The organism is Roseovarius atlanticus, assembly GCF_019802205.1.
GTDB classification, from domain to species: domain Bacteria; phylum Pseudomonadota; class Alphaproteobacteria; order Rhodobacterales; family Rhodobacteraceae; genus Roseovarius; species Roseovarius atlanticus_A.
Genome location: NZ_JAHVHQ010000003.1, coordinates 730,992 through 753,167, shown reverse-complemented (window position 1 = coordinate 753,167; position 22,176 = coordinate 730,992). Strand labels below are relative to the sequence as shown.

The 22,176-nt window shown below is 66.6% G+C and carries 21 protein-coding genes; 8 read left to right on the top strand and 13 right to left on the bottom strand.

The genetic code is table 11. The features are described 5' to 3' along the window. Window positions 1-15 precede the first annotated feature (15 nt). Entirely contained in the window at window positions 16-231 is a 216-nt protein-coding gene (locus KUV49_RS09525) for a hypothetical protein (protein ID WP_152491976.1), read from the top strand. Here the strand turns inward: KUV49_RS09525 and KUV49_RS21650 are convergent. From KUV49_RS21650 to KUV49_RS09490, 7 genes are all read right to left on the bottom strand, one after another. Then, the gene (locus KUV49_RS21650; RefSeq protein ID WP_222449734.1) at window positions 228-2,267 is read right to left on the bottom strand and encodes an enoyl-CoA hydratase/isomerase family protein; all 2,040 of its coding nucleotides are present in this window, start codon (window positions 2,265-2,267) and stop codon (window positions 228-230) included. The two genes, KUV49_RS09525 and KUV49_RS21650, sit on opposite strands and share 4 nt — an antisense overlap. Before the next feature lie 93 nt (window positions 2,268-2,360). Continuing rightward, window positions 2,361-2,570 (bottom strand): hypothetical protein, encoded by a 210-nt coding sequence (locus KUV49_RS09515; protein ID WP_152491974.1) that lies wholly within the window; start codon window positions 2,568-2,570, stop codon window positions 2,361-2,363. Between the two features lie 310 nt (window positions 2,571-2,880). Continuing rightward, window positions 2,881-4,158 (bottom strand): FliM/FliN family flagellar motor switch protein, encoded by a 1,278-nt coding sequence (locus KUV49_RS09510; protein WP_222449733.1) that lies wholly within the window; start codon window positions 4,156-4,158, stop codon window positions 2,881-2,883. Window positions 4,159-4,323: 165 nt separating this feature from the next. Then, on the bottom strand, window positions 4,324-7,017 hold the full coding sequence (locus KUV49_RS09505) for a sensor histidine kinase (RefSeq protein ID WP_222449732.1): 2,694 nt from the start codon (window positions 7,015-7,017) through the stop codon (window positions 4,324-4,326). Then, window positions 7,018-7,317 (bottom strand): hypothetical protein, encoded by a 300-nt coding sequence (locus tag KUV49_RS09500; protein ID WP_222449731.1) that lies wholly within the window; start codon window positions 7,315-7,317, stop codon window positions 7,018-7,020. It abuts the gene before it with no gap. After that, window positions 7,314-7,682, bottom strand: a complete 369-nt coding sequence (locus tag KUV49_RS09495; RefSeq protein ID WP_152491971.1) for a response regulator transcription factor — start codon at window positions 7,680-7,682, stop codon at window positions 7,314-7,316. The genes KUV49_RS09500 and KUV49_RS09495 overlap by 4 nt, the downstream gene beginning before the upstream one ends. Window positions 7,683-7,765: 83 nt before the next feature. Then, window positions 7,766-9,058, bottom strand: coding sequence for a helix-turn-helix domain-containing protein (locus tag KUV49_RS09490; RefSeq protein ID WP_261391127.1), 1,293 nt, complete (start codon window positions 9,056-9,058; stop codon window positions 7,766-7,768). A gap of 230 nt (window positions 9,059-9,288) precedes the next feature. On the opposite strand from KUV49_RS09490, the gene KUV49_RS09485 reads away from it, so the two are divergent. The 6 genes from KUV49_RS09485 (at window position 9,289) to acs (ending at window position 16,700) form a co-directional block, all read left to right on the top strand. Further along, on the top strand, window positions 9,289-10,641 hold the full coding sequence (locus KUV49_RS09485; protein ID WP_222449729.1) for a substrate-binding protein: 1,353 nt from the start codon (window positions 9,289-9,291) through the stop codon (window positions 10,639-10,641). Between the two features lie 134 nt (window positions 10,642-10,775). Beyond that, window positions 10,776-11,807, top strand: a complete 1,032-nt coding sequence (locus KUV49_RS09480) for a branched-chain amino acid ABC transporter permease (protein ID WP_222449728.1) — start codon at window positions 10,776-10,778, stop codon at window positions 11,805-11,807. Between the two features lie 3 nt (window positions 11,808-11,810). Further along, on the top strand, window positions 11,811-13,010 hold the full coding sequence (locus KUV49_RS09475) for a branched-chain amino acid ABC transporter permease (protein WP_222449727.1): 1,200 nt from the start codon (window positions 11,811-11,813) through the stop codon (window positions 13,008-13,010). A gap of 12 nt (window positions 13,011-13,022) precedes the next feature. Next, window positions 13,023-13,778, top strand: coding sequence for an ABC transporter ATP-binding protein (locus KUV49_RS09470; protein ID WP_222449726.1), 756 nt, complete (start codon window positions 13,023-13,025; stop codon window positions 13,776-13,778). A 116-nt stretch (window positions 13,779-13,894) separates the two neighbouring features. Beyond that, window positions 13,895-14,650 (top strand): ABC transporter ATP-binding protein, encoded by a 756-nt coding sequence (locus KUV49_RS09465; RefSeq protein WP_222449725.1) that lies wholly within the window; start codon window positions 13,895-13,897, stop codon window positions 14,648-14,650. A 100-nt stretch (window positions 14,651-14,750) separates the two neighbouring features. Beyond that, on the top strand, window positions 14,751-16,700 hold the full coding sequence (gene acs, locus KUV49_RS09460) for an acetate--CoA ligase (RefSeq protein WP_222449724.1): 1,950 nt from the start codon (window positions 14,751-14,753) through the stop codon (window positions 16,698-16,700). Window positions 16,701-16,793: 93 nt separating this feature from the next. On the opposite strand, the gene KUV49_RS09455 is transcribed toward acs, so the two are convergent. Next, a complete protein-coding gene (locus KUV49_RS09455; RefSeq protein WP_222449723.1) occupies window positions 16,794-17,675 on the bottom strand; it encodes a DMT family transporter in 882 nt (293 codons plus the stop codon). 444 nt (window positions 17,676-18,119) lie between these two features. Here KUV49_RS09455 and KUV49_RS09450 point away from each other — a divergent pair, with 444 nt between their 5' ends. Then, window positions 18,120-18,383, top strand: coding sequence for a glycine zipper 2TM domain-containing protein (locus KUV49_RS09450; protein WP_222449722.1), 264 nt, complete (start codon window positions 18,120-18,122; stop codon window positions 18,381-18,383). A 67-nt stretch (window positions 18,384-18,450) separates the two neighbouring features. On the opposite strand, the gene queF is transcribed toward KUV49_RS09450, so the two are convergent. The 5 genes from queF to KUV49_RS09425 are packed head-to-tail and all read right to left on the bottom strand — an operon-like array spanning window position 18,451 to window position 22,138. Then, window positions 18,451-18,915, bottom strand: coding sequence for a preQ(1) synthase (gene queF / locus KUV49_RS09445; protein WP_222449721.1), 465 nt, complete (start codon window positions 18,913-18,915; stop codon window positions 18,451-18,453). Between the two features lie 11 nt (window positions 18,916-18,926). Then, a complete protein-coding gene (gene queE, locus KUV49_RS09440) occupies window positions 18,927-19,655 on the bottom strand; it encodes a 7-carboxy-7-deazaguanine synthase QueE (RefSeq protein WP_315899496.1) in 729 nt (242 codons plus the stop codon). Beyond that, window positions 19,652-20,008, bottom strand: coding sequence for a 6-pyruvoyl trahydropterin synthase family protein (locus tag KUV49_RS09435; protein WP_222449719.1), 357 nt, complete (start codon window positions 20,006-20,008; stop codon window positions 19,652-19,654). Before KUV49_RS09435 ends, queE begins: the two co-directional genes overlap by 4 nt. Then, window positions 20,008-20,700 (bottom strand): 7-cyano-7-deazaguanine synthase QueC, encoded by a 693-nt coding sequence (gene queC, locus KUV49_RS09430; protein ID WP_222449718.1) that lies wholly within the window; start codon window positions 20,698-20,700, stop codon window positions 20,008-20,010. The genes KUV49_RS09435 and queC overlap by 1 nt, the downstream gene beginning before the upstream one ends. 49 nt (window positions 20,701-20,749) lie before the next feature. Next, a complete protein-coding gene (locus KUV49_RS09425) occupies window positions 20,750-22,138 on the bottom strand; it encodes an MATE family efflux transporter (RefSeq protein ID WP_222449717.1) in 1,389 nt (462 codons plus the stop codon). Window positions 22,139-22,176: the final 38 nt, after the last annotated feature.

The following is a 22,176-nucleotide window of genomic DNA, read 5'->3' as shown; positions in this document are numbered from 1 at the left end:
ACGCGGAGACCCCTGATGGAAATTCTGATCTGGCTCGGAGCCGCGGTCACGCTGGCCGGCCTCGCCTTGCTGGTATGGTGCATCCTGCGCGTGGTCCGCGCCCGACGCGCGGGCCTGTCCGATGAAGAGCTGCGCGCCGCCCTGCAACGCATTCTGCCGGTCAACACGGGGGCCTTGTTCCTGTCGGTCATAGGCCTGATGCTGGTAATCCTCGGGATCACCCTCGGCTAGGGCCCAGCGCCGGCACCGAAGAACCGCCGACCGTACTTGACCATCTCCTCCAGCTCGACGGGCGGTGTCCACAGCGCAGGGGCAAGCGGCATGAGCGCCTTCATGGCCCGTAGGTAGCGCAAAAGCCCGTCCGCCTCCGCCGCCAGGATCGGACCGCCCCGCGTCACGTCAAACCCGTAGCCCCGCACCATGCACAGGTCGATATCCGAGGCGCGCGCAACGGTCCCGTCCTCCAGCATTCGCCCGGTTTCCGCCAGGATCGCGGCGTGCAGCGCCACATCCAGAGGCACGTCCGGAAGATCCGGCAGATCACGCTGCCCCTCGCGCCACGCCCCTATCCAGTCCGCCAGCCCCGGATCGGGCACCAGCGCATGCCCCTGCGATGCGTAAAAGCCCTGGCCGGGCGTCTTGCCGGCGGCCACGGCGTCGGCCCTTGCGTCCAGCAACGCCAGTTCCGGCACGCCGCCGAAGATCCGGCGCAACCGCGCCACGGTCACGCCGATCCCGTCCACCTCGACCAGTTCCAGCGGGCCGCGCGTAAATCCGAACCTGCGCGCCGCCGCCTCGACCGCCTCTGCCGGGGCGCCGGCCCGCATCAGTGCCAGCGCCGCCCGCTGCACCGCCCCCATCAGGCGGTGGCCAAGCATCCCGGGCCGGTCCGCACTGCGCAACACGCAGCGCTCAACCCCGGCAAAATACTGCCTCACCGTCATCACCGCGTCCGGGTCCGCGGTCTCCGGTACCGCCAGTTCGACCAGCGGGCGCACATGCGCGGGGCGATAGGCGCGCAGCGCCAGCACCGGAACCCCCTGCCCCAGTTGCGCCCGACGCGATGCCGCACGGTCGCGTCCCGATACAAGGCACCAGACCGCGCCCTTTCGCACCGGATATCCCCCGACATCGCCGCCACCGCCATCCAGGACCAAATCCGCCGCCATCAGGACCGCCGGATCGCCGCCGTGGCTCAGTTGGGCCAGCCGCGCGTCGCGCTCGGCCTCGGTCATGCGCTTGCGCGCCACCGCACCTTCATAGACCGCCCGCGCGCGTGCCGTCATCGCCTCGCCTGCCGGGCCGGCCGCCAGGATGGCCACGCGCCGATCGTTGTCCAGCGCATGGACCGCCAGCTCCGGCAACACCGGATCGGACCCGACCAGCACCACTGTCTTGATCTGCCGCGCCGTGCCCTGCTGCGCTTCGGGCCAGACACCGGCTCGCCGTTCCGCGGCGTAAAGATGCCGGGCCGCCCTTGCGTCGGCACGCGCCAGGCGCGCCTCGAAGGTCGCGGCCTCGAACTGCAGCCCCTGCGCATACGGCAACAGCTGCGCCGCCTCGACGCAGCGGACGATATCGGCTTCGGCGCTGTCGCGCGTGTCGATCCGTGCGGCCACCTCGGTCACGGCCCGGCGATAGGCGGCCGGATCCGAGAACCCCCGCTCTATCTGCCAGACACGCGCGAAATCCGGCGCCTGCGCAAAGCGCCGCGCGATGCTCAGCGCGGCGCCAAGCGGCGCCTCCGTCGTGACCTCCGCAAAAAGTTTGGCCAGCCGTGGCTCTTCCACCGCGACGGAGCGTCCCGTCAAAAGGAATTCCAGCGCCGCCTGTGCCCCCAGCAAACGCGGCAGGCGTTGCGTGCTGCCGCCGCTCGGCATCATGCCCAGCCCGACTTCGGGCAAGGCGACGCGGCTTCCCGCCCGCGCAACCCGCGCGTGACACGCCAGCGCCAGCTCGAACGCCGCCCCCAGTGCGTTGCCGTCCAGCGCCGCGATCACGGGCTTGGAGTGGGTCTCGATCCGCTGTGTCAGAACGTCGAGCCATGGGGGCGCCAACGGGCCGTCATATTCGGCCAGGTCGACACCGGAGCTGAACGTGCCCCCGGCTCCGGTCAGAACGACCGCCCGCACCTCTGCATCTTCCGCGGCACGGCTGAGCGCGGCGGCCAGCTCCGCGCGCATCTCCGGAGACAGGGCGTTGGCCTCGCCCCGCGCCAGCCGCAGGACGGCGACGCCATCGGCCACCTCGTAATTCACTTCGGACACGGCTCTTTGCGCCCCGTGGCAACTTGAACACTGCCGCCACTAGACAGCGCGGCACCAGCTATATGCAAATGATTTGAGCCACTTGGACGCGGTTCAGACGGGCATATTCTCGAACTGTGCCTCAATCGCCTCATCCAGAAGCGTCTCGTTCAGACGCTGCATGGCGGCGGGCACCGGCTCTCCGGCGTGGCGCATCTGCCCCAGAAGCCCTGCCAGGCGCGGCTGCAGACGGTACCGTTCACCTTCGCTCAGATCCAGGATCTGACGGTGCAATTGCTTGATCTCCTGAGATAACTTTGTCATGGCAACTCCTCCCAGTGGCGGCCTGCCGCGTCCGGTCAATATGACCGCAGGCCTCGCGCCACAACCATAACATGAACCGTCATCTCAATAGAAGCATGCCGACGCAGGAAAAGCTGGTTTTTCCCGGTTCCGGCTCGATCCCGCTCACGTTTTGGGCGCAGGCGCGGCTGGTCGGGCCGAGCATCGGCCCTCGGCCTCACCCTGCAAGGGGGTCAGGGCCGCGCCCGTCCTCGGGCGTGGCGCCTTGCATCCGGCACGGTCGGCGGGCCTGCGACCAGACGCAAATCTTCGCCGCGCAGCGCCGCGGGCCTCATGTCACCGGCGCGCCAAGGCTCGGTCCGCCCGGCATCGGCAGATCATCGTCTTCTCCCTCGACCTCGAACCGCGCAGCGGCGCGGGCCAGTTCTTCCTCGACCAAGGCGTCCAGTGCGCCGTCCTCCTCGCCATGCTCCGCCCGGGCGTCATCAAGTCCCGGCAACTCCGGCAGGTCGCTCTCACCTTCGCCAAGATCCGGCAGGTCGGGCAGGTCATCAAGGTCCGGCAGGCCAGGCAGATCGGGCAGATCCGTCAGGTCCGACAATGCGGGCGCGTCCGGATAATCGGGCAGATCCGTCTGATCCTGCGCTGTCGCGCCCTCTCCACTCGATCGGCCGCCCGCCTCCTGCATGGCAGAGCCGCCGGACCCATCGCTGCGCTCGGCGACTTCATCCCCGGGTTCGGATTTCAGCACCATGCGCACGGCGCGGAACCCGTTGAGCTGCCCCAGCGCCGCCGGCGCCACCTTGTGCCCTTTCGCCCCGATCACCCGTGCGCCGGTCACGGTCTCCGGCGAAAGCTTCAGAAGCGTTCCCGGCGCCCAGCCGCAAATCTCCTTCAACGGCAGGCGCAGCGGGGCCAGGACCGCGTCCAGCATCACCGGCGCGTTCATCGCGTTCTCTTCCAGCTTGCGGGCCAGCGTGGTGCCGTCATTCGTCTCCGCCTCCGGCTCGGGCGGGCGCTCGGGCAGGATCAGTTCCATCACGCCGGTCTTCGCCCCCGGCCCGAAATCCACGTTCAGACGGTAAAGGTCATAATCCGGCGCCCAGAGCGCCAGCGCCAAGGCACGCCCGTTCTCCAGCCGGTCGCCAAAGCGGAAGCGCGCCGCCCGCGGCATCCGATCGCACGCATCCACCTGGTCGGCATACCCTTCCAGGACCGCGTTCATCAAAGGCTGGACGATCGCCGCGTCGGTCGGGGTGAACGGGCGCGGTTTCGCCGCGCCTTGCCGGACCTCCCCCATGAGCTGCACCTCGATCAGCGCCATCACGAACTGCAGGTCCAGCTTGATCGCGCCGGGCGGACCGTCCAGCCCGTCCAGCAGGATCAGCAGGCCGTCCTCGCCGGCGAGGGATTCGATCCCGGTCAGCGCCACGCCTTCATGCTCGACCATCCGCACGACAAGCGACAGCTCGAACTGGGCCGAGGCCGCCTTGGCCAGGGCCAGCCGCAACGCCTTTGACGGCGACATTTCACGCGCATCGAATTCGTCGCGGGCCACCTTGGCCTTGCGATGGATGACAGATGCACTCTCCGCGGGCTCTGCGCTCATGACCAGTCGCGTTCCTTCCTGTGGTGTCGCGCGTATCGCCGTCATACCGCGCCGGTCAGGCCACGCCTGCCGTCCGGCCCCGGTGATCGGCGGCAGCTAAGCGCAAGAAGGTTACGATAGGATTGATATCGGCCCGCAGGCGCCGCGAAAAAATGCGCCGGCCGCCTATTGCGCCGCCTGGGCCGCGGCGCCCTCCGCCATCGGCAGATAGACCCGGAACGCGCCGCCATCCTGTCCGGGCAGGTATTCGATGCCCCCGCCCAGCCGCGCCATGATCTCGCGGCAGATCGCCAGCCCCAGGCCCGCGCCTCCCGCCTTGGTCTCGCTGACCCGCGCGAACTTCTCGAAGATCGTCCCCTGCTGGTCCGTCGGGATGCCGCTGCCATTGTCGATGAAATCCACCACCAGCGTCCCGTTGCGCTCGGCCACGCGGATGTCCAGCCGCGGAGCTTCCGCATCGCAATATTTCCGCGCGTTCGACATGAGGTTGATGAACACCTGCGCCAGCCGGTCCGTATCAGTGTGCAAGCGCACCCGGTCTGCTTCGGCATCGCGGTGCATCACCATGCCCCCGTCGGTCAGGCCCGCCGCCACCGCCGCCCGGTCCAACAGGGGGCCAAGCTCGCCATCCTCGAGGCTCAGGACGATCTGCGCGTTCTCCAGCACGCTCAGGTCCAGCAGGTCGTCCAGCAGCCGCGTCAGCCGGATCGCCTCGTCGTGGATGATCGAGGCATAGCGCCGCTGTTCGGCCTCCGGCATGTCGCCCCCGTCGCGCAGGATTTCCGAAAACGCGCGGATCGACGTCATCGGCGTGCGCAACTCGTGGCTGATCTGGCTCAGGAAAGCGTCCTTCTGCACCGAAATCTGGGTCAGCTTCTCGTTCACCTGCCGCAGTTGCCGCGCGGTCCGGGCCTGTTCCTCGGTCTTCATCTCCAGCTGGCTGGAATATTCCATGATCTGCGCGGTCTCGTCCGCCACCGCCATCAGGTCCTGGACCGACACGCTGGCGCCACCGACGATCTGGCTGATCATCGCATGTGCCGTCGCGGCGCCCACCGAGCCCGCCAATGACCGTTCCAGCCGGCTCAGGAAATCCGGCGTCGGTTCCGGCAGATAGCCGCCGACCCCCTGCTCGCGCGCGGCCTCGGCGAACAGCGCCTGCGCCTCCTTCGCGCCCATGATCCGCTGCGCCATGATCATCAGGTCCTCGCTCTGCGCCAGTCCCCCGGTCCAGCCGCCCGAGGTGGCGGAATGCTCGAACACGTTGACGAACTGGGCGCCCTGAAGCCGCTCTACCGGCTGCGGGAAGCTGACCAGCGACACGACGACGAAAACAACGATGTTCAGCGACAGGCTCCACATGAACGCATGCACCACCGGGTCCATGCCGGCGGCCCAGAACAGCGCCTGCGGCCGCAGCCACGACAACCCCATCAACCCCTCGTCCAGAACCGCTTGCGGCATCACCGCCGACGCGCCGAAGCTGGGCAGGAACAGGCTGTACATCCAGACGGCGAAGCCCACCGACAGCCCGGCCAGCGCCCCGCGCCGGTTGGCCCCGCGCCAGAACAACCCGCCCAGCAGCGCGGGCAGGAACTGCGCCACGCCGACGAACGAGATCAGGCCGATGGCCGCCAGCGCCGTTCCGCCGCCCGACACCCGGAAATAGAGATAGCCCAGGAACAGGATCACGCCGATCGACAACCGCCGCGCGCGGATCGCCACCTGCCGCACGTCGCCCGAAATGACGGCACTTCCGCCGGACATCCACAGCCAGACCGGCATCACCACGTGGTTCGACACCATTGTCGACAGGGCGATCGCGGCCACGATCACCATCGAGGTGGCGCTGCTGAACCCTCCAAGGAAGGACAGCACCGCCAGACCTTCCTGCCCGTTCTCCAACGGCAGCGTCAGCACGAACAGGTCCGGGTTGGCACCGGCCGGGCTCAGGTCCAGCCCCACCGCCGCAATGGGCACCACGAAAAGGCTCATCAGCATGACGTAGGTCGGAAACGCCCAGGACGCCGTGCGCAGATGCCCCTCGTCCTCGTTTTCCACCACCATAACCTGGAACATCCGCGGCAGACACATGAACGCCGCCGCCGAGAGCAGCGTCAGGCCCACCCAGCGGCTTCCCGGGACGTCCCAGCGGGCGATGGCGCTCTGGTCGATCCGCGCCAGGGTCTCGTCAACGCCACCCGCAAGGCCCCAGACCACGAAGATGCCCACCGCCAGCAGCGCGCACAGCTTCACGACTGCCTCCAGCGCGATGGCCATGACCAGGCCGTGATGCCGCTCGTTGGCATCGAGGTTGCGCGTCCCGAACAGGATGGTGAAAACCACCAGCCCCACCGCAACCCACAGCGCCGTCGCCGTCTCGCTGATCTCTCCCGTGTGGGTCGGATCGGCGGCGGCAAAGGCCGCGAAGGATATCGTCACCGACTGAAGCTGCAGCGCGATATAGGGCGTGGTGCCGATCACGGCGAGGACTGTCACGAACACCGCCAGCGCGTTCGACTTGCCGAACCGGCTGGAAATCAGGTCGGCGATCGAGGTGATCCGCTGGCTGCGCCCCACCCGCACCATCTTGCGCAGGGTCCACCACCAGCCCACCATCACCAATGTCGGCCCCAGGTAGATCGTCAGGTATTCCAGCCCCGACCGCGCGGCGAACCCCACCGCCCCGTAAAACGTCCAGGCGGTGCAGTATATGGACAGCGACAGCGTGTAGACGATGGGCGAGCGCAGCCAGGTTCCCCGGCCCCGCGCGGCGGCGCGGTCGGCGGCGAAGGCCACGCAGAACAGCAGCGCCACGTAGAGCAGGCTGACCAGGACAATGACGTTCAGCGCGCCCATTCACCCCTCCCGGGACGGGCGCACCTGATGTTCGGACGCGGTGCCGGCCCCGGGCGCGTCCGGCGCATCCGCCGGGGACAGCCGCCGCGAGACGATCCAGCCCAGGCCGATCAGAAGAACCCAGCACAGGAAGATGTAGAACATCACCGCGACCGTGCGTGCGCCCTCGCCCGACTTCCACAGAAGCGGCAGCACGAACATGCCCGCCCCCAGCACCGGCAAGAGCCGGGCCGCATCCATCATCCGGCGCTGGAAATAGGCCCGCCGCGCCAGGAATATCGGTCCGCCGTCACGGCTCATGACGGCACCAGGGCGCGCACGGCGTCCAGGACCTCGGCATTGGAAAAGGGCTTGGTCATGTAGCGGTCCGCGCCCGCGCGCTTCGCCATTTCCACGTCCTTGGCCTGCCCGCGCGCGGACAGCATCAGAACCGGCAGCCGCTCGAACCGGGCCTCGGCGCGGATCTCGGACAGGATGTCGAAGCCGCTCTTGCCCGGCAGCATCACGTCGAGGATCACCACGTCCGGCTCTCTCGCGCGCACCGCCTCCATCGCGTTCTGGCCGTTGGCATGGGTCTTCACCTCCCAGCCGTCACGCGACAGGATAAAGCTCACGGCCTCGATGATGTTCTGCTCGTCCTCGATCAGAAGCACGGTCTTGCCCATCTAACCGGCCTCCCCTCCGATCAATTTCGTCTCCCCTCCGACGACTATTGCGAAACTCGTGTCGCCTGTCAAAAGGTCATCACTCATAAAGCGTCCCGCAGGACCGACCGCTCGCGGCGCGCCGCGCAGCCCGCGATCGGACAGATCCGGCAGGTCACCCCCACGGGCCGAGCCTGCGCCCGGTCCGTCCCCCGTGGTTCGGGAAGGATCAGCATGTAGGCCCGCATCAACGGCGGGGAGGCAAAGCTGGCAGGCACCGTCTCCTCGGCCACGGCCATCGCGCACACGCGCAGGTCGCCCTGCAACAGCGCCGCCTGCACCGGGCGCCCGGGCTGGCCCAGCACCTCGTAGAGAGGCCAAAGCGCACAGCCCGCCCCGCTGCGCGGCGTGGTGAACCCCATGACCGTCTTGCGCAGGATCAACGCACCCGCCCCGTCCACCACGATCAGCCCCACGGGCCCGACCATGTCCTCGGGCAGCGTGGCCAGGCGGCGGAAGACCTGCGCCAGGCTTTTGCCGGTGGCGTGCGCAATCGCGTCCGGCGCCAGGCCATGCGCGTCCAGCGCCGCCTGCATGTCGTCGCGCGGCAAGGCGCGTGCGTCCTCCAGGTACTGCGTCAGCGCCGCGCGCGACAGGGCCCGCGCGGCGCGGTTCTCGACCTGCCCCAGCATCGACTCGATCCGCGACTCGGCGCCCCATCCCTCGAGCTGCGGAAAGTGAAACCCGTGCCGTTCCAGAAAGGCGTGCATCTCGTCCTGCGGCGAGGTCACTTCCGCCCCGGCCTCGGGCGCGGCCTCCAGGTAGCGCATCAGCGCCTCGGCCCCCTCGGCCAGGCGCGCACCGTCCTCGTTGATGTTGCGGTGAAAGCGCATCTGCCATTCCGGCTCCAGCTCGCGCGTCTCCGCCAGGATCGACGCGGTCGAGCGGATGGATGTCACCGCCGAAATGACCTCGTGCAGCGTGGCCGACAATTCCGGGTCATGCGCCAGCCGTTCGCTCAGCGCCTTGACGGTTCTCTCCAGCGCATCGCGTTTCCGGCCCAGATCGGCCAGCCGCCCGGCCCAGCCCGGAAACCGCCCGACGAATTCCTCGATCCGGTCCAGCTCGGGCGCGTCATGTCCCAGATCGTCGTCGGCCTCCGCGTCGCCCGCCGCCTCCTGCAAGGCCGCCAGGAGTTCGGACTCCACGCCCTCTGTCAGTGTCGCCGGCTCCACGCCCAGCGCCTCGGCGATCTGCAACAGCGTGCGGCCGCCGATTCGACGCCGGTTGTGTTCGATCAGGTTGAGGTAGCTGGGCGATATTCCGGCCGCCTCGGCCAGCTCGGCCTGCTTCAGCCCGGCCACCAGCCGCCGCTGCCTGATGCGTGTTCCAGCCATCCCCGGCTCGGCCATGTCCGATTCCTCTTTAATTCAATCGTCTCCGCGACGGTTGAAAAGTAATTTACAGATTTCTGCGCTGCGTTGAAGATTCTATTTACAAAAAAAACGTTTGCGGAAAGGCCCTTGTTGAACGGTTTTCAGCCGCCTCCAATAATGCTGATAGCACGTTTGTGCGTCCGGCCGGGCCTGAGGAGCCCCGGCCGCGAAAAACTCAAGGGAGGGATTCAATGTCCAAAACTGACCTCACGCGCCGTGGTCTGCTGAAAACCAGCGCCATTGCCGGCGCCGGCGTCGCGCTGCCGACCATCTTCACGGCAAGCTCCGCCGCGGCCTTTACCAACGAACCCACCGGCGACACCGTCAAGCTGGGCTTCAACGTGCCCCAATCCGGCCCCTACGCCGACGAGGGCGCCGACGAACTGCGCGCCTACGAACTGGCTGTCGAGCACCTGAACGGCGGCGGCGACGGCGGCATGATGAGCACCTTCTCGTCCGATGCGCTGCAAGGCAACGGCATCCTGGGCAAGAAAGTCGAATACGTCACCGGCGACACCCAGACCAAGGCCGACGCGGCCCGCGCCTCGGCCAAGTCGATGATCGAGAAAGACGGCGCCGTCATGGTGACCGGCGGGTCGTCCTCGGGCGTGGCCGTGGCCGTCCAGGCACTCTGCCAGGAGGCCGGCATCATCTTCATGGCGGGTCTCACCCACTCCAACGACACCACCGGCAAGGACCGCAAGGCCAACGGTTTCCGCCACTTCTTCAACTCCTACATGTCGGGCGCCGCGCTGGCGCCGGTGCTGGCCGCCAACTATGGCACCGACCGCAAGGCCTATCACCTGACCGCTGACTACAACTGGGGCTACACCACCGAGGAAGCCGTGCGCGCCTCGACCGAGGCCATGGGCTGGGAAACCGTCGCCGCGGTGAAGACGCCGCTGACCCAGACGGACTTTTCGTCCTACATCGCGCCGGTGCTGCAATCGGGCGCCGACGTGCTGGTGCTGAACCACTACGGCGGGAACATGGTGAACTCGCTGACCAACGCGGTTCAGTTCGGCCTGCGTGAAAAGCAGGTGAACGGCAAGAACTTCGAGATCGTCGTTCCGCTCTACAGCCGCCTGATGGCCAAGGGCGCCGGCGCCAACGTGAAGGGCATCTTCGGCTCCACCAACTGGCACTGGTCGCTGCAGGACGAAGGCTCCAAGGCGTTCGTCAAATCCTTCGGCACCAAGTATGGCTTCCCGCCGTCCCAGGCCGCGCATACCTGCTACGTCCAGGCGATGCTCTATGCCGATGCCGTGGAACGCGCCGGGTCGTTCAACCCCTGCGCCGTGGCCGAGGCCCTGGAAGGCTTCGAATTCGACGGCATGGGCAACGGCAAGACGCTCTACCGCGCCGAGGATCACCAGTGCTTCAAGGACGTGCTGGTGGTGCGCGGGAAAGAGAACCCCGAAAGCGAATTCGACCTGCTCGAAATCGTCGAGGTGACCCCGGTCGACCAGGTGACCTATGCCCCCGACCACCCGCAGATGGGCGGCGCAGAGGCATCCCTGGGCGAGTGCAACCCGGGCGCCTGATCGCACGGATGTGACCTGACACACTCCGACGCGGGCGCGCCTGCCGCGCCCGCGTCCACCACCAAGCCGGACCACGCGCCCCGCGCGCGTCCGTGATCATAACCGGCATCTCTGCAAACCCGAGGGGCACTTCGATGGAAGCCATTATCCTGCAAGTTCTCAATGGCCTGGACAAAGGCTCGGCCTATGCGCTGATCGCGCTCGGCCTGACGCTGATCTTCGGCACGTTGGGCGTCGTGAACTTCGCGCATGGCGCGCTGTTCATGATCGGTGCGTTCTGCGCCGTCACGCTGAGCCGCATTCTCACGCTCTCCCGCACCGTCGTCGACGAAACGCAAACCGACTTTCTCGGCAACCCGCTCGAAGTCCAGGTGCCGTATGTCCACGACTGGTTCGGCCAGGCCACGGGCGACGCCATCATCGACTGGGCCGTGCCGCTCTCGATCCTTTTCGCCATCCCGGTGATGATGCTGATCGGCGTGATCATGGAACGTGGCCTGATCAAGCATTTCTACCGCCGCCCCCATGCGGACCAGATCCTGGTGACCTTCGGCCTCGCCATCGTCCTGCAGGAGATCATCAAGTTCTACTACGGCGCCAACCCGATCCCGACGCCCGCCCCGGATGCGTTCCGCGGATCGTTCGATTTCGGCGCCATGCTGGGGCTCGACCCCAACGTGGTGATCTACCCCTACTGGCGGATCATCTACTTCGTGTTCGCCGCCATCATCATCGGCGCCGTCTTCGCCTTCCTGCAATTCACCACCTTCGGGATGGTCGTCCGCGCCGGCATGGCCGACCGCGAGACCGTGCAGCTTCTGGGCATCAACATCGACCGCCGCTTCACCATCATGTTCGGCCTCGCCGCCGCGGTGGCGGGTCTCGCGGGCGTCATGTACACGCCGATCAACTCGCCCAATTACCACATGGGCATGGATTTCCTCGTGCTCAGCTTCGTGGTGGTCGTGGTCGGCGGCATGGGCTCGCTTCCGGGCGCCGTTCTGGCCGGTTTCCTTCTGGGCATCCTCGAAAGCTTCGCCTCGATGCGCGAAGTGCTCGAAGTGCTGCCCGGCATCAACCAGATCATCATCTACCTGGTTGCCATCATCATTCTGCTGACACGTCCGCGTGGCCTGATGGGCCGCAAGGGCGTGATGGAGGACTAAGCCATGCTCGGTCTCAACGCCAAAGACTTCCGCCTGCTGCTGATCGTCATCGCGATCACCCTGCTGGCCCCCTTCATCCTCAACCCGTTCCCCGAGAACTCGGGCCTGGCACAGTTCAACGCGGGTTATCCCGACCTGATGCAGCGCTTCGTGATCTACGGGATCTTCGCCATCGGCTTCAACATCCTCTTCGGCCTCACCGGGTACCTTTCCTTCGGGCACGCGGCCTTTCTCGGGGTGGGCTCCTACGCCGCCATCTGGATGATGAAGCTGGTCACGCTCAACGTGATCCCTGCGATCATCCTCGGCGTGATCGTCGCGGGCCTCTTCGCGCTCGCCGTGGGCTATATCTCGCTGCGCCGCTCGGGCATCTACTTTTCGATCCTGACCCTGGCCTTCGCGCAGATGTCCTATGCGCTGGCCTACTCGGTGCTGACGCCGATCACCGGCGGCGAAACCGGGCTTCAGATCAAGTCCACCGACAGCCCGCTTCTGTCGAGCCTGGCGCCGGGCGAGATCGGCCGCGCCAATCTCTTCGGAATGGACATGCGCGCAGGTTTCGACCTGTCCTTCGGCGACTGGCTCTTTACCATCAACATGGGCTACTACATCGCGGCGGTCTTCATGATCATCGCCTTCTACCTGTCGATCCGGATCTTCCGCTCGCCCTTCGGCACGATGCTGCGGGCGGTGAAATCCAACCAGACCCGGATGTATTACACCGGCCTCAACGCGCGCCCCTACACGCTGGCAGCCTTCGTGATCTCGGGCATGTATGCCGGCCTTGCCGGCGGCCTCCTGGTGGCGATGGACACGCAGGCCGGCCCCGAACGCATGTTCTGGACCGCGAGCGGTGAAGTCGTCCTGATGACCATCCTCGGCGGCGCGGGCACGCTCATCGGCCCCGTCCTCGGCTCGGGCGCGATCAAGTACATGGAAAACATCCTGTCGAAGATCAACAAGGACATCCTGCACGAATGGTTCGCCTTCATGCCCGACGGGCTCGAGGATTTCGTCATCACCATCGTCTACCCCTTCATCGGCAAGGGCTGGCACCTGACGCTCGGCCTCATCTTCATGGCCGTGGTGATCTTCCTGCCCGGCGGCCTGGTCGAGGGCGGACAGCGGATCGGTCGCATGCTCCGAGGCAAGAAAGCCAAGGATGACGGCGACAAGGCCACCCAATCCACACCGGCCGAATAAGGAGCGACGACAATGGGTATTCTTGAAGTCAAGAACGTCAACAAGCGCTTCGGCGGCCTCCAGGCCCTGAGCGACGTGAACCTCTCGGTGGCGGAAAACACCGTCCATGCCATCATCGGTCCCAACGGCGCGGGCAAGTCGACGCTTCTGAACTGCCTCATCGGCAAGCTCATTCCCGACACCGGCTCGGTCATGTTCGACGGGCAGTCCGTGCTGGGGCGCAAGGCCTACCAGATCAACCAGATGGGCATATCCCGCGTGTTCCAGACGCCCGAGATCTTCGGCGACCTCACGGTGCTGGAAAACATGATGATCCCGATCTTCGCGCGCCGCGACGGGGCCTTCCGGATGCACGCGCTGGAAAGCACGATGGACGAAAAGCACATCGTCGAACAGGCCGAGGACATGCTGGAAAGCCTCAATCTCGCGGATGCCCGCCACGATCACGCGGCGGCCATGTCGCGCGGCAACAAGCGGCGCCTGGAAATCGGCATGTGCCTGGCGCAGAACCCGCGCCTGCTGTTGCTGGACGAACCGACCGCCGGCATGGCCCGGGCCGACACCAACAACACGATCGACCTTCTCAAGCAGATCAAGCAAGAGCGCGACATCACCATCTGCATCATCGAACACGACATGCACGTGGTGTTCTCGCTCGCCGAACGCATCACCGTGCTGGCCCAGGGCACGCCCCTGGTCGAGGACACGCCGGACAAGATCAAGGGCCACCCCAAGGTCCGCGAAGCCTATCTCGGCGAAAGCGCCTGACCGCCATTCCACCGACGCCCCGGACCTGATCCGGGAGCCTGCCCCGGACGTGATCCGGGGCCTCGCCCCCACTGCAATAGGTCCCGGATCAGGTCCGGGACGGGAGGACCCGAAAAATGAACGTCAAACCCGACTTTTCCAAGCACCGCAACCACGCCGAAACCGCGCCGGCCTTCCTGTCGGTCTGGGGGATGCAGGCCTATTACGGCGAAAGCTACATCGTCCAGGACATTTCCTTCAACGTCCACGAGGGCGAGATCCTGGCGCTTCTGGGCCGCAACGGCGCGGGCAAGACGACCACGCTGCGCGCCATCGCCCGGATGGACAATCCGCAACTCGCGCATGGCGAAATCTGGCTCGACCATCAGCCGTTGCACACCATGAAATCCGCGCAGGCGGCCACCTGCGGCATCGGCCTCGTCCCCGAGGACCGCTGCATCATTCCCGGCCTCACCGTCGAGGAAAACCTGCAACTGGCGCAGATCACGCCGCCCATCGGCTGGTCCATCGACCGCCTCTACGAGCTTTTCCCCCGCCTGCGCGAACGTCGCCGCCAGGAAGGCGTGACGCTTTCGGGCGGCGAACAACAGATGCTCGCCGTCGCCCGCGCGCTGGCGCGGGACATCAAGGTGCTGCTGCTGGATGAACCCTACGAGGGCCTCGCCCCGGTCATCGTCGACGAGATCGAAAAGACCCTGCGCATCATCAAGGAACAGGGCATCACCACGATCCTCGTCGAACAGAACGCGGTGCGCGCCCTTGAACTCGCCGATCGCTGCATCATCCTCGACACGGGTGGCATCGCCTTCGACGGGACAGCGTCAGAGGTGCTGGAAAACGAAAGTCTACGCGCCGAGTATCTGGCCATCTGACGCCAACCTCCCTAGGCTGCCATCAGGAGGATGCCCGCCCCCGCCGTTTCATGGGCGGCGGCGGGCCTGCAAGACATTCAAGACCACCGAGGGAGGAATCATGTCCGATAAAACCTATGCCCCCAGTGCCGATTTCACGGCGAATGCCCATGTCGACGCGGCCAAGTACGAGGAGATGTACGCGGCCTCGATCAAGGACCCCGAGGCCTTCTGGGGCGAGCAGGGCAAGCGCATCGACTGGATCAAGCCCTATTCCAAGGTCAAGGACGTCGATTACACCTACGGCCAGGTCTCCATCAAGTGGTTCGAGGACGGCACGCTCAACGTTGCCGCCAACTGCATCGACCGGCATTTGAAGGACCGCGCCGACCAGACCGCCATCATCTGGGAACCCGACGATCCCAACGACGACGCCCAGCACATCACCTACCGGCAGCTCCATGCCGAGACCTGCCGCATGGCCAACGTGCTCAAGAATCTCGGCGTCGGAAAGGGCGACCGCGTCGTCCTTTACCTGCCGATGATCCCCGAGGCGGCCTATGCCATGCTCGCCTGCGCCCGCATCGGCGCCATCCACTCCATCGTCTTCGCCGGCTTCTCGCCCGACGCCCTCGGCGCGCGCGTCAACGGCTGCGACGCCAAGCTCGTCATCACCGCCGACACCGCCCCGCGCGGCGGCCGCGTCACCAAGCTCAAGGACAACGTCAACCAGGCGCTCCTGCACGACACCACCGACGTCAAGTGCCTCGTGGTCAAGCGCACCGGCGATCCCATCGCCTGGCGCCGCGACCTCGACTTCTGGCTGCACGAAGAGGCCGAGAAGGTCGAGGACACCTGCGAACCCGCCGAGATGAACGCCGAGGATCCGCTCTTCATCCTCTACACCTCCGGCTCCACCGGCCAGCCAAAGGGCGTGGTGCACACCACCGGCGGTTACCTGGTCTATGCCGCCATGACGCACGAGATCACCTTCGATTACCACGAGGGCGACGTCTACTGGTGCACCGCCGATGTGGGCTGGGTCACGGGCCACAGCTACATCGTCTACGGGCCCTTGGCCAACGGCGCCACCACCCTGATGTTCGAGGGCGTGCCGACCTACCCCGACGCCTCCCGCTTCTGGCAGGTCTGCGAGAAGCACAAGGTCAACCAGTTCTACACCGCCCCCACCGCCATCCGCGCGCTCATGGGCCAGGGCGACGAGTACGTCACCAAGTGCGATCTTTCCGACCTCAAGGTGCTCGGCACCGTGGGCGAGCCGATCAACCCCGAGGCCTGGAGCTGGTATCACAACGTGGTCGGCAAGGGCACCTGCCCCATCGTCGACACCTGGTGGCAGACCGAGACCGGCGGCCACCTGATGACCCCCCTGCCCGGCGCCCACGCCACCAAGCCCGGCGCCGCGATGAAGCCCTTCTTCGGGCTGAAGTTCGAGGTGCTCGATCCTGAATCGGGCAAGACGGTGGAGGGCAACCCCGCCGAGGGCGTGCTCTGCATCGCCGACAGCTGGCCGGGGCAGATGCGCACCGTCTGGGGCGATCACGAGCGCTTCATGAACACCTACTTCCAGCAGTACAAGGGCTATTACTTCACCGGCGACGGCTGCCGCCGGGACGAGGACGGCGACTACTGGATCACCGGCCGGGTCGACGACGTGATCAACGTCTCGGGCCACCGCATGGGCACGGCGGAGGTCGAGAGCGCCCTCGTCGCCCACGCCAAGGTCTCCGAAGCCGCCGTGGTGGGCTATCCCCATGACATCAAGGGCCAGGGCATCTACTGCTACGTCACGCTGATGGCCGGCGAGGAACCCTCCGACACGCTGCGCAAGGAACTGCAGGACTGGGTCCGCCAGGAAATCGGCCCCATCGCCAAGCCCGACCTGATCCAATGGGCCCCGGGCCTGCCCAAAACCCGCTCCGGCAAGATCATGCGCCGCATCCTGCGCAAGATCGCAGAGGACGACTACGGCGCATTGGGCGACACCTCCACCCTCGCAGACCCCGACGTCGTCGACGACCTCATCGACAACAGGATGAACAAGAGCTGACCTCGTGGGGTGGGCATTCTGCCCACCTCACCACGACAAGGACGGGCCGGGGCCACGGGCGCCGGCCCAATTCGTTCCGCTCCCCTCTTTGTGTCAGCGCACCGCCTTCCGCGTGGCCAGCAGAACCCCCGTTCCCGCCAGCGCCATGCCGCCCCAGGCCTCGGGCGGCATCACCTCGCCCAGCATGACCCAGGCGATCACCGCGGCCAGCGGCGGCACCAGGAAGAAAAGCGCCGACACCTTGGCCACGTCGCCCCCCCGGATCATCGCCAGAAGCAGCCCCACCGCCACCAGCGAATTACCCACCACCAGGTAAAAGAGCACGCCCACGAACGGCCAGCTCCAGTCGATCGACAGATTCTCCTGCAACGCCAGCAACGGCAATATCCCCACCATCCCGGCAGCATAGCCCACGAGGTTCGAAGTGACCGGGTGGTGCTGCAACCCGAACCGCTTTTCCCACAGCGATGCGGCCACGATCCCCGCCAGCCCGATGATCGCAAAGACAAAGCCCGCCGCGCTCGGCGGCTCCAGCGTCGAGCGCGCGCCGATCACCACCGCCGCCCCGGTCAATCCCAGGATCAGCTCGCACCACTGTTTCCAGCCGACGCGCTCGCCCGTCCAGCGCGGCGCGATCAGCCCCACAGCGATCGGCTGCAACGTCATCAACAGCGCCACCGTGCCCGCCGCCACACCCGCCTCCAGCGCGTAATACGTCATTCCGAAATAGACCGACTGGATCAACACCCCGACGATGGCCAGGTGCCCCCATTCGGCGCGCGTTTTCGGCAAGGGCGGGCGCAGCACCAGCCAGAGCACCGCCATCACCGCCACCACCAGCGCGAACCGCATCGCCAGGATCACCATCGGCGCGGCATAGCCCAGCCCCGCCTTCGCCACCGCGTAGCCCCCCGACCACAAGACGAGGAAGATGACCGGCGCGAGCCGCAGCCAGATCGGGCGGTCGGATGACATGAGGGAACGGGTCCTTCGGGTTGATCCACCGTCCGTTATGAGCCGTGAGCGCCCTGAGCAACAGCCCTTTTCTGCCCGCACGCGACCGCCCGAACCGCCGGGTCGACCCGCCCGGCCGGCAGGTTGACGAGAGCCGGTCGCAATCAGGCAAGACAGCACGCACTGGCGAAGGGGCGTCTTCACAGCCATCCGATCCGAAAGCTGCTGCCCGCCCGGTATCAGCGCCGATGCATGGCCGCGCGTCGTCGGCTCAGGGCTTTGGACCAACGGCAAGTGACTCAGGGCGACGTGACGTCACGAAAACCCCGCGCTGAGGGGCGAAAGCGTTTTTCCGCCGACCGCGGTCCCACTTACGCAAATTCACGCGGATGAAAATGATGTGACCTGACATGGAACCCTAAGGCCCTAAGCTCGTTAAGGGTACAGCAAAAAGGAAGAGGACCCATGAAAAAACAGATTACAGCCCTCGCGACCGCGGCCGCCCTGACAGTGACGGCCTGCGACAACTTGACCAATGAAGAGCAAGGCGCTCTGATCGGTGCCGGTGCCGGCGCCATCGCGGCACAGGCATTCGACGCCAACGCCGGCTGGACCGTGGTTACCGCCGCAGCAGGTGCCGCCGCCGGCGCGCTCATTGCCCGCAACCAGCGCACCAACCAATGCGCCTATGCGGACGGTCGTGGTGGCTACGTGACGCGCCCCTGCTAAGCGCCAGAAAATTCTGCGAATTTTCTCGCCCCACATTCTTCGGACGAAGAATGTGGGGTTTCTCGTTTCAGCCCCGGCCGCGATAGGGCGGCACGCCCTGATCCGGCACCCAGACCCCCTGCGGCATCTCGCCGGTCTGCCAGAAGACGTCGATCGGAATCCCCCCGCGCGGATACCAGTACCCTCCGATCCGCAGCCATTGCGGCTCCAGGAACGCCACCAGCCGCCGCGCGATCGAGATCGTGCAATCCTCGTGGAACGCGCCATGATTGCGAAAGCTCGTCAGGTACAGCTTCAGCGACTTGCTTTCCACCAGCCACCGCCCCGGCACGTAATCGATGACCAAGTGCGCGAAATCCGGCTGGCCGGTCATCGGGCAGAGCGAGGTGAACTCCGGCGCGGTGAACCGCACGTTATAGGCCACGTCGGCCTGCGGGTTCTCGACCCGCTCCAGCTCGGCCTCCTCGGGGCTTTGCGGCACTTTCGTATCACCGCCCAACTGTTTGAGATTGCTGTAGATATCTTCCGCCATTCCGTCCTCCGTCAGACCCCGCGCATGTTGCCCCACAGGGTCACGTGCAACTGCGGCAGCACCCGTGCGTCATACCACTTTTCTTCCGTCACCCGATCCACCAGCCAGCGCATCCGCGCCTCCAGCCCCTCGCGGTCAACCGTCGCCGTGTCGTCATCGGGCGGCGGGGGCGTATGGTTGCCCGGCTGCAGGTAGACCGGCAATTGCGGAAACATCGCCGCCGCCTCGCGCGCATAGACGAAATCCGCCTCGTCGAACACGACCAGCTTCAGCACCGTCTGCGTGCCTTGCCCCGCCTCGACGCATTCCGCCACCAGCCCCCAGTCCGTCACCATCCCGCTCGACGGCGGCTTGGGCGACAGCACCAGCATGTCCAGCGCCTCGAACCAGCCGCGCACGACCGACCCTTGCGTTTCCATGGCAAAATAGCACCCCTGTTCCTGCCCCAGACGGATCAGCTCCGCCATCGGCTGGATCGCCGGATTGCCGCCCGACAGCGTGATCAGGATCGGCGTGCCCCCCGACAGGCGCGCCACCTCCTCCATGATCGCCTCGGGCGTCATCGGCTTCCACGTGTCGCGATGGTCGTTGTCCACCGCGTGCATGCTGTCGCACCACGAGCACCGGAAATCACAGCCCCCCGTGCGCACGAACACCGTCGGCTGCCCGATCAGCGCGCCCTCGCCCTGGATCGTCGGCCCGAAAATCTCGGACACGCGAATGAGGCGCTTGTCGCTCACGGCCGATACTCCGCCCATGTCTTCGGGGTCTCGCTGACCTTCGCAGCAGTGACTTCCGGCCAGCGCGCATGGCACCAGTCGTGAAAATGTTTCGCGAGCCGCTCGGCGGTCACGCAATCGTCTCCCAGCACGTCGTTCAGGTGCCGGTGATCCAGCGTCTCGTCGACATACCGCTTGAACGCGCACAGATCGTGGTAGTCCCGCACGAACCCGTGCGCGTTCAACGCCTCGGCCCGCAACTCGATCACGACCACATAATTGTGCCCATGCAGCCGCGCGCATTGATGGTCCTCGGGCAGCCCGTGCAACTGGTGGCTGGCCGAAAAGTGGAACTCCTTGGTGATCGTGTACATCACGCCACCCCCGTCGCCGCTTTCCAGAACTGCGCATCGGCATAGGCGGTCGGGTCCGCGACCCCGGCCAGGTGAAACGCCTCGCGCCGCTCCACGCAGGTGCCGCAGCGCCCGCAATGCACGTCCCCACCCTTGTAGCACGACCATGTCTCGGCAAAGGGCGTTCCCCACTTCGCGCCCTCGGTCACGATATCGGCCTTCGACCCGGTCAGGAACGGCGTATACAGCTGCACCTCGGCCACGCCCTCCAGCGCCTCGTCCTGCATCGCCTGGAACGCCTCGACAAAGCCGGGCCGGCAATCGGGGTATATGAAATGATCCCCGCCGTGGACAGCGGCCGCCACCGCCTCGGCCTTCTCGGCGGCGGCCATGCCGAACGCGATGGCCAGCATGATCGCGTTGCGGTTGGGCACGATGGTGATCTTCATCGTCTCTTCCGCGTAATGCCCGTCCGGCACCTCGACATCATCGGTCAGCGCCGAGCCACCCAGCGCCGCGCCCACGCCCGAGATGTCCACAACCTTGTGCGGCACGCCCAGACGGCGCGCACAGGCCGCGGCAAATTCCACTTCCTTCACATGCCTCTGGCCGTAGTCGAAGGACAAAAGCCCTCGCAGCGTGCCCTCGCCCGCCACCTTGTGGGCCAGCGACACGGAATCAAGCCCGCCAGAGCAGATCACGATCGTATCCATAGATTTGGTCCTTGTTTTTTAACGCGGGTAGGCTGCGACCGCAGGGCGCTCACCTAGCGGGTTCGGCATCTTCTTGCAAGACCCGCGCCGCCACGTTGCGCGCCGACCACCACCAGAACCGCCACATCAGGAACACGCCCGCCAGCGCCAGCCCCACCGCCAGCCCCAGCCAGATGCCCACGCCGCCCCAGCCCAGCCAGAACCCCATGGCGTAACTGACCGGCACGCCGACGACCCAATAGCTGACCGCGGCGATCCACATCGGCACCCGCGTGTCCTGCACGCCTCGCAAAAGGCCCAATGCCATCACCTGCGCGGCGTCCACCAGCTGAAACAGCGCCGCCGCCGCCAACAGGCCCACGCCCACGGCGATCACCGCCGCCCGGTCGGGCTCATCGGGGTTCAGGAACGCCGCGATCATCGGCTCGGGCACCGCCAGGAACAGCACCACCGTGACCAGGGCAAAGAGGCCCGACAATGCCAGAACCACCTTCGCGCCGTCCCGCAATCCCGGCCCGTCCCCGCGCCCGAACGCGTTGCCCGCCCGGATCGTGGCTGCATTGCTCAACCCCACATGCACCATGAAGGTCAGCGAACTCACCTGCAGCGCGATCCCGTGCGCGGCCAGCGCGATCGTGCCCAGCCAGCCCATCATCACCGTCGAGGCCGCGAACAGCCCCACCTCGGCCAGGCTGGTGATCCCGATCGGCCAGCCCAGGCGGAAGACCTGCTCGAACGCCTCCCGATCCGGTCGCCAGACCCGGGAAAACAGGGCGTGTTCCGGCGTCACCTTCGCGGCATAGACCGCCAGCGCCACGAAACTGGCACTGGTCACCACCAGCGAGGCCACCGCGGCCCCGCGCACCCCCAGCTCCGGCGCGCCCCAATTGCCGAAGATGAGCGCGTAGTTCACCACCACGTTCAGCCCCACGGCCCCCACCGTGACCCACAGCACGACCTGCGTGCGTTCCAGCGCCGCCAGGTGCGATTTCAACACCATCACCAGCAGGGCCGGAAACAGCGCGAACCCCACGATCTCGGCATACTCTCCAGCCAGTGCGGCGGTTCCCGCCTCCTGCCCCGTCGCCACGAAAAGCGGCCCCGACCACAGCATCGCCGGCAACGCGCAGGCGGCAAACAGCACCGAGGCCCAGCCTCCCATCCGCGTCACCCGCCGCACCTGCGTCTCGTCCCCGGCACCTTGCGCCGCCGCCACCAGCGGCATCACCGCCCAGGCAAAGCCGGAACCGAAAATGAACAGCACGAAAAACAGAGTCCCGCCCAGCACCTCTGCCGCCAGCGCCTCGACCGAGTACCAGCCCAGCATCAGCGCGTCGGTCAGCGTGATCGCCATCTGCGCCAGGTGGCTGCCCACCAGCGGCAGCCCCAGCTTCAGCGCGGCGCGCCCGTGCTCGCGATATGTCATCCCCCCGCTCATGGCACAGCCATTAGAGGCTTTCCCGCCCCGGCAAAACC

Excerpts from the sequence above, each read along its gene's own strand:
- KUV49_RS09505 (WP_222449732.1), bottom strand. The coding sequence starts at position 7,017 with ATGGGCGCGCTGAACGTCATTGTCCTGGTCAGCCTGCTCTACGTGGCG.
- KUV49_RS09515 (WP_152491974.1), bottom strand. The coding sequence starts at position 2,570 with ATGACAAAGTTATCTCAGGAGATCAAGCAATTGCACCGTCAGATCCTG.
- acs (WP_222449724.1), top strand. The coding sequence starts at position 14,751 with ATGTCCGATAAAACCTATGCCCCCAGTGCCGATTTCACGGCGAATGCC.
- KUV49_RS09470 (WP_222449726.1), top strand. The coding sequence starts at position 13,023 with ATGGGTATTCTTGAAGTCAAGAACGTCAACAAGCGCTTCGGCGGCCTC.
- KUV49_RS09480 (WP_222449728.1), top strand. The coding sequence starts at position 10,776 with ATGGAAGCCATTATCCTGCAAGTTCTCAATGGCCTGGACAAAGGCTCG.
- KUV49_RS09495 (WP_152491971.1), bottom strand. The coding sequence starts at position 7,682 with ATGGGCAAGACCGTGCTTCTGATCGAGGACGAGCAGAACATCATCGAG.
- queC (WP_222449718.1), bottom strand. The coding sequence starts at position 20,700 with ATGGATACGATCGTGATCTGCTCTGGCGGGCTTGATTCCGTGTCGCTG.
- KUV49_RS09435 (WP_222449719.1), bottom strand. The coding sequence starts at position 20,008 with ATGTACACGATCACCAAGGAGTTCCACTTTTCGGCCAGCCACCAGTTG.
- KUV49_RS09450 (WP_222449722.1), top strand. The coding sequence starts at position 18,120 with ATGAAAAAACAGATTACAGCCCTCGCGACCGCGGCCGCCCTGACAGTG.
- KUV49_RS09525 (WP_152491976.1), top strand. The coding sequence starts at position 16 with ATGGAAATTCTGATCTGGCTCGGAGCCGCGGTCACGCTGGCCGGCCTC.
- KUV49_RS09425 (WP_222449717.1), bottom strand. The coding sequence starts at position 22,138 with ATGAGCGGGGGGATGACATATCGCGAGCACGGGCGCGCCGCGCTGAAG.
- KUV49_RS09500 (WP_222449731.1), bottom strand. The coding sequence starts at position 7,317 with ATGAGCCGTGACGGCGGACCGATATTCCTGGCGCGGCGGGCCTATTTC.
- KUV49_RS09510 (WP_222449733.1), bottom strand. The coding sequence starts at position 4,158 with ATGAGCGCAGAGCCCGCGGAGAGTGCATCTGTCATCCATCGCAAGGCC.
- KUV49_RS09490 (WP_261391127.1), bottom strand. The coding sequence starts at position 9,058 with ATGGCTGGAACACGCATCAGGCAGCGGCGGCTGGTGGCCGGGCTGAAG.
- KUV49_RS09465 (WP_222449725.1), top strand. The coding sequence starts at position 13,895 with ATGAACGTCAAACCCGACTTTTCCAAGCACCGCAACCACGCCGAAACC.
- KUV49_RS09455 (WP_222449723.1), bottom strand. The coding sequence starts at position 17,675 with ATGTCATCCGACCGCCCGATCTGGCTGCGGCTCGCGCCGGTCATCTTC.
- KUV49_RS09475 (WP_222449727.1), top strand. The coding sequence starts at position 11,811 with ATGCTCGGTCTCAACGCCAAAGACTTCCGCCTGCTGCTGATCGTCATC.
- KUV49_RS09485 (WP_222449729.1), top strand. The coding sequence starts at position 9,289 with ATGTCCAAAACTGACCTCACGCGCCGTGGTCTGCTGAAAACCAGCGCC.
- queF (WP_222449721.1), bottom strand. The coding sequence starts at position 18,915 with ATGGCGGAAGATATCTACAGCAATCTCAAACAGTTGGGCGGTGATACG.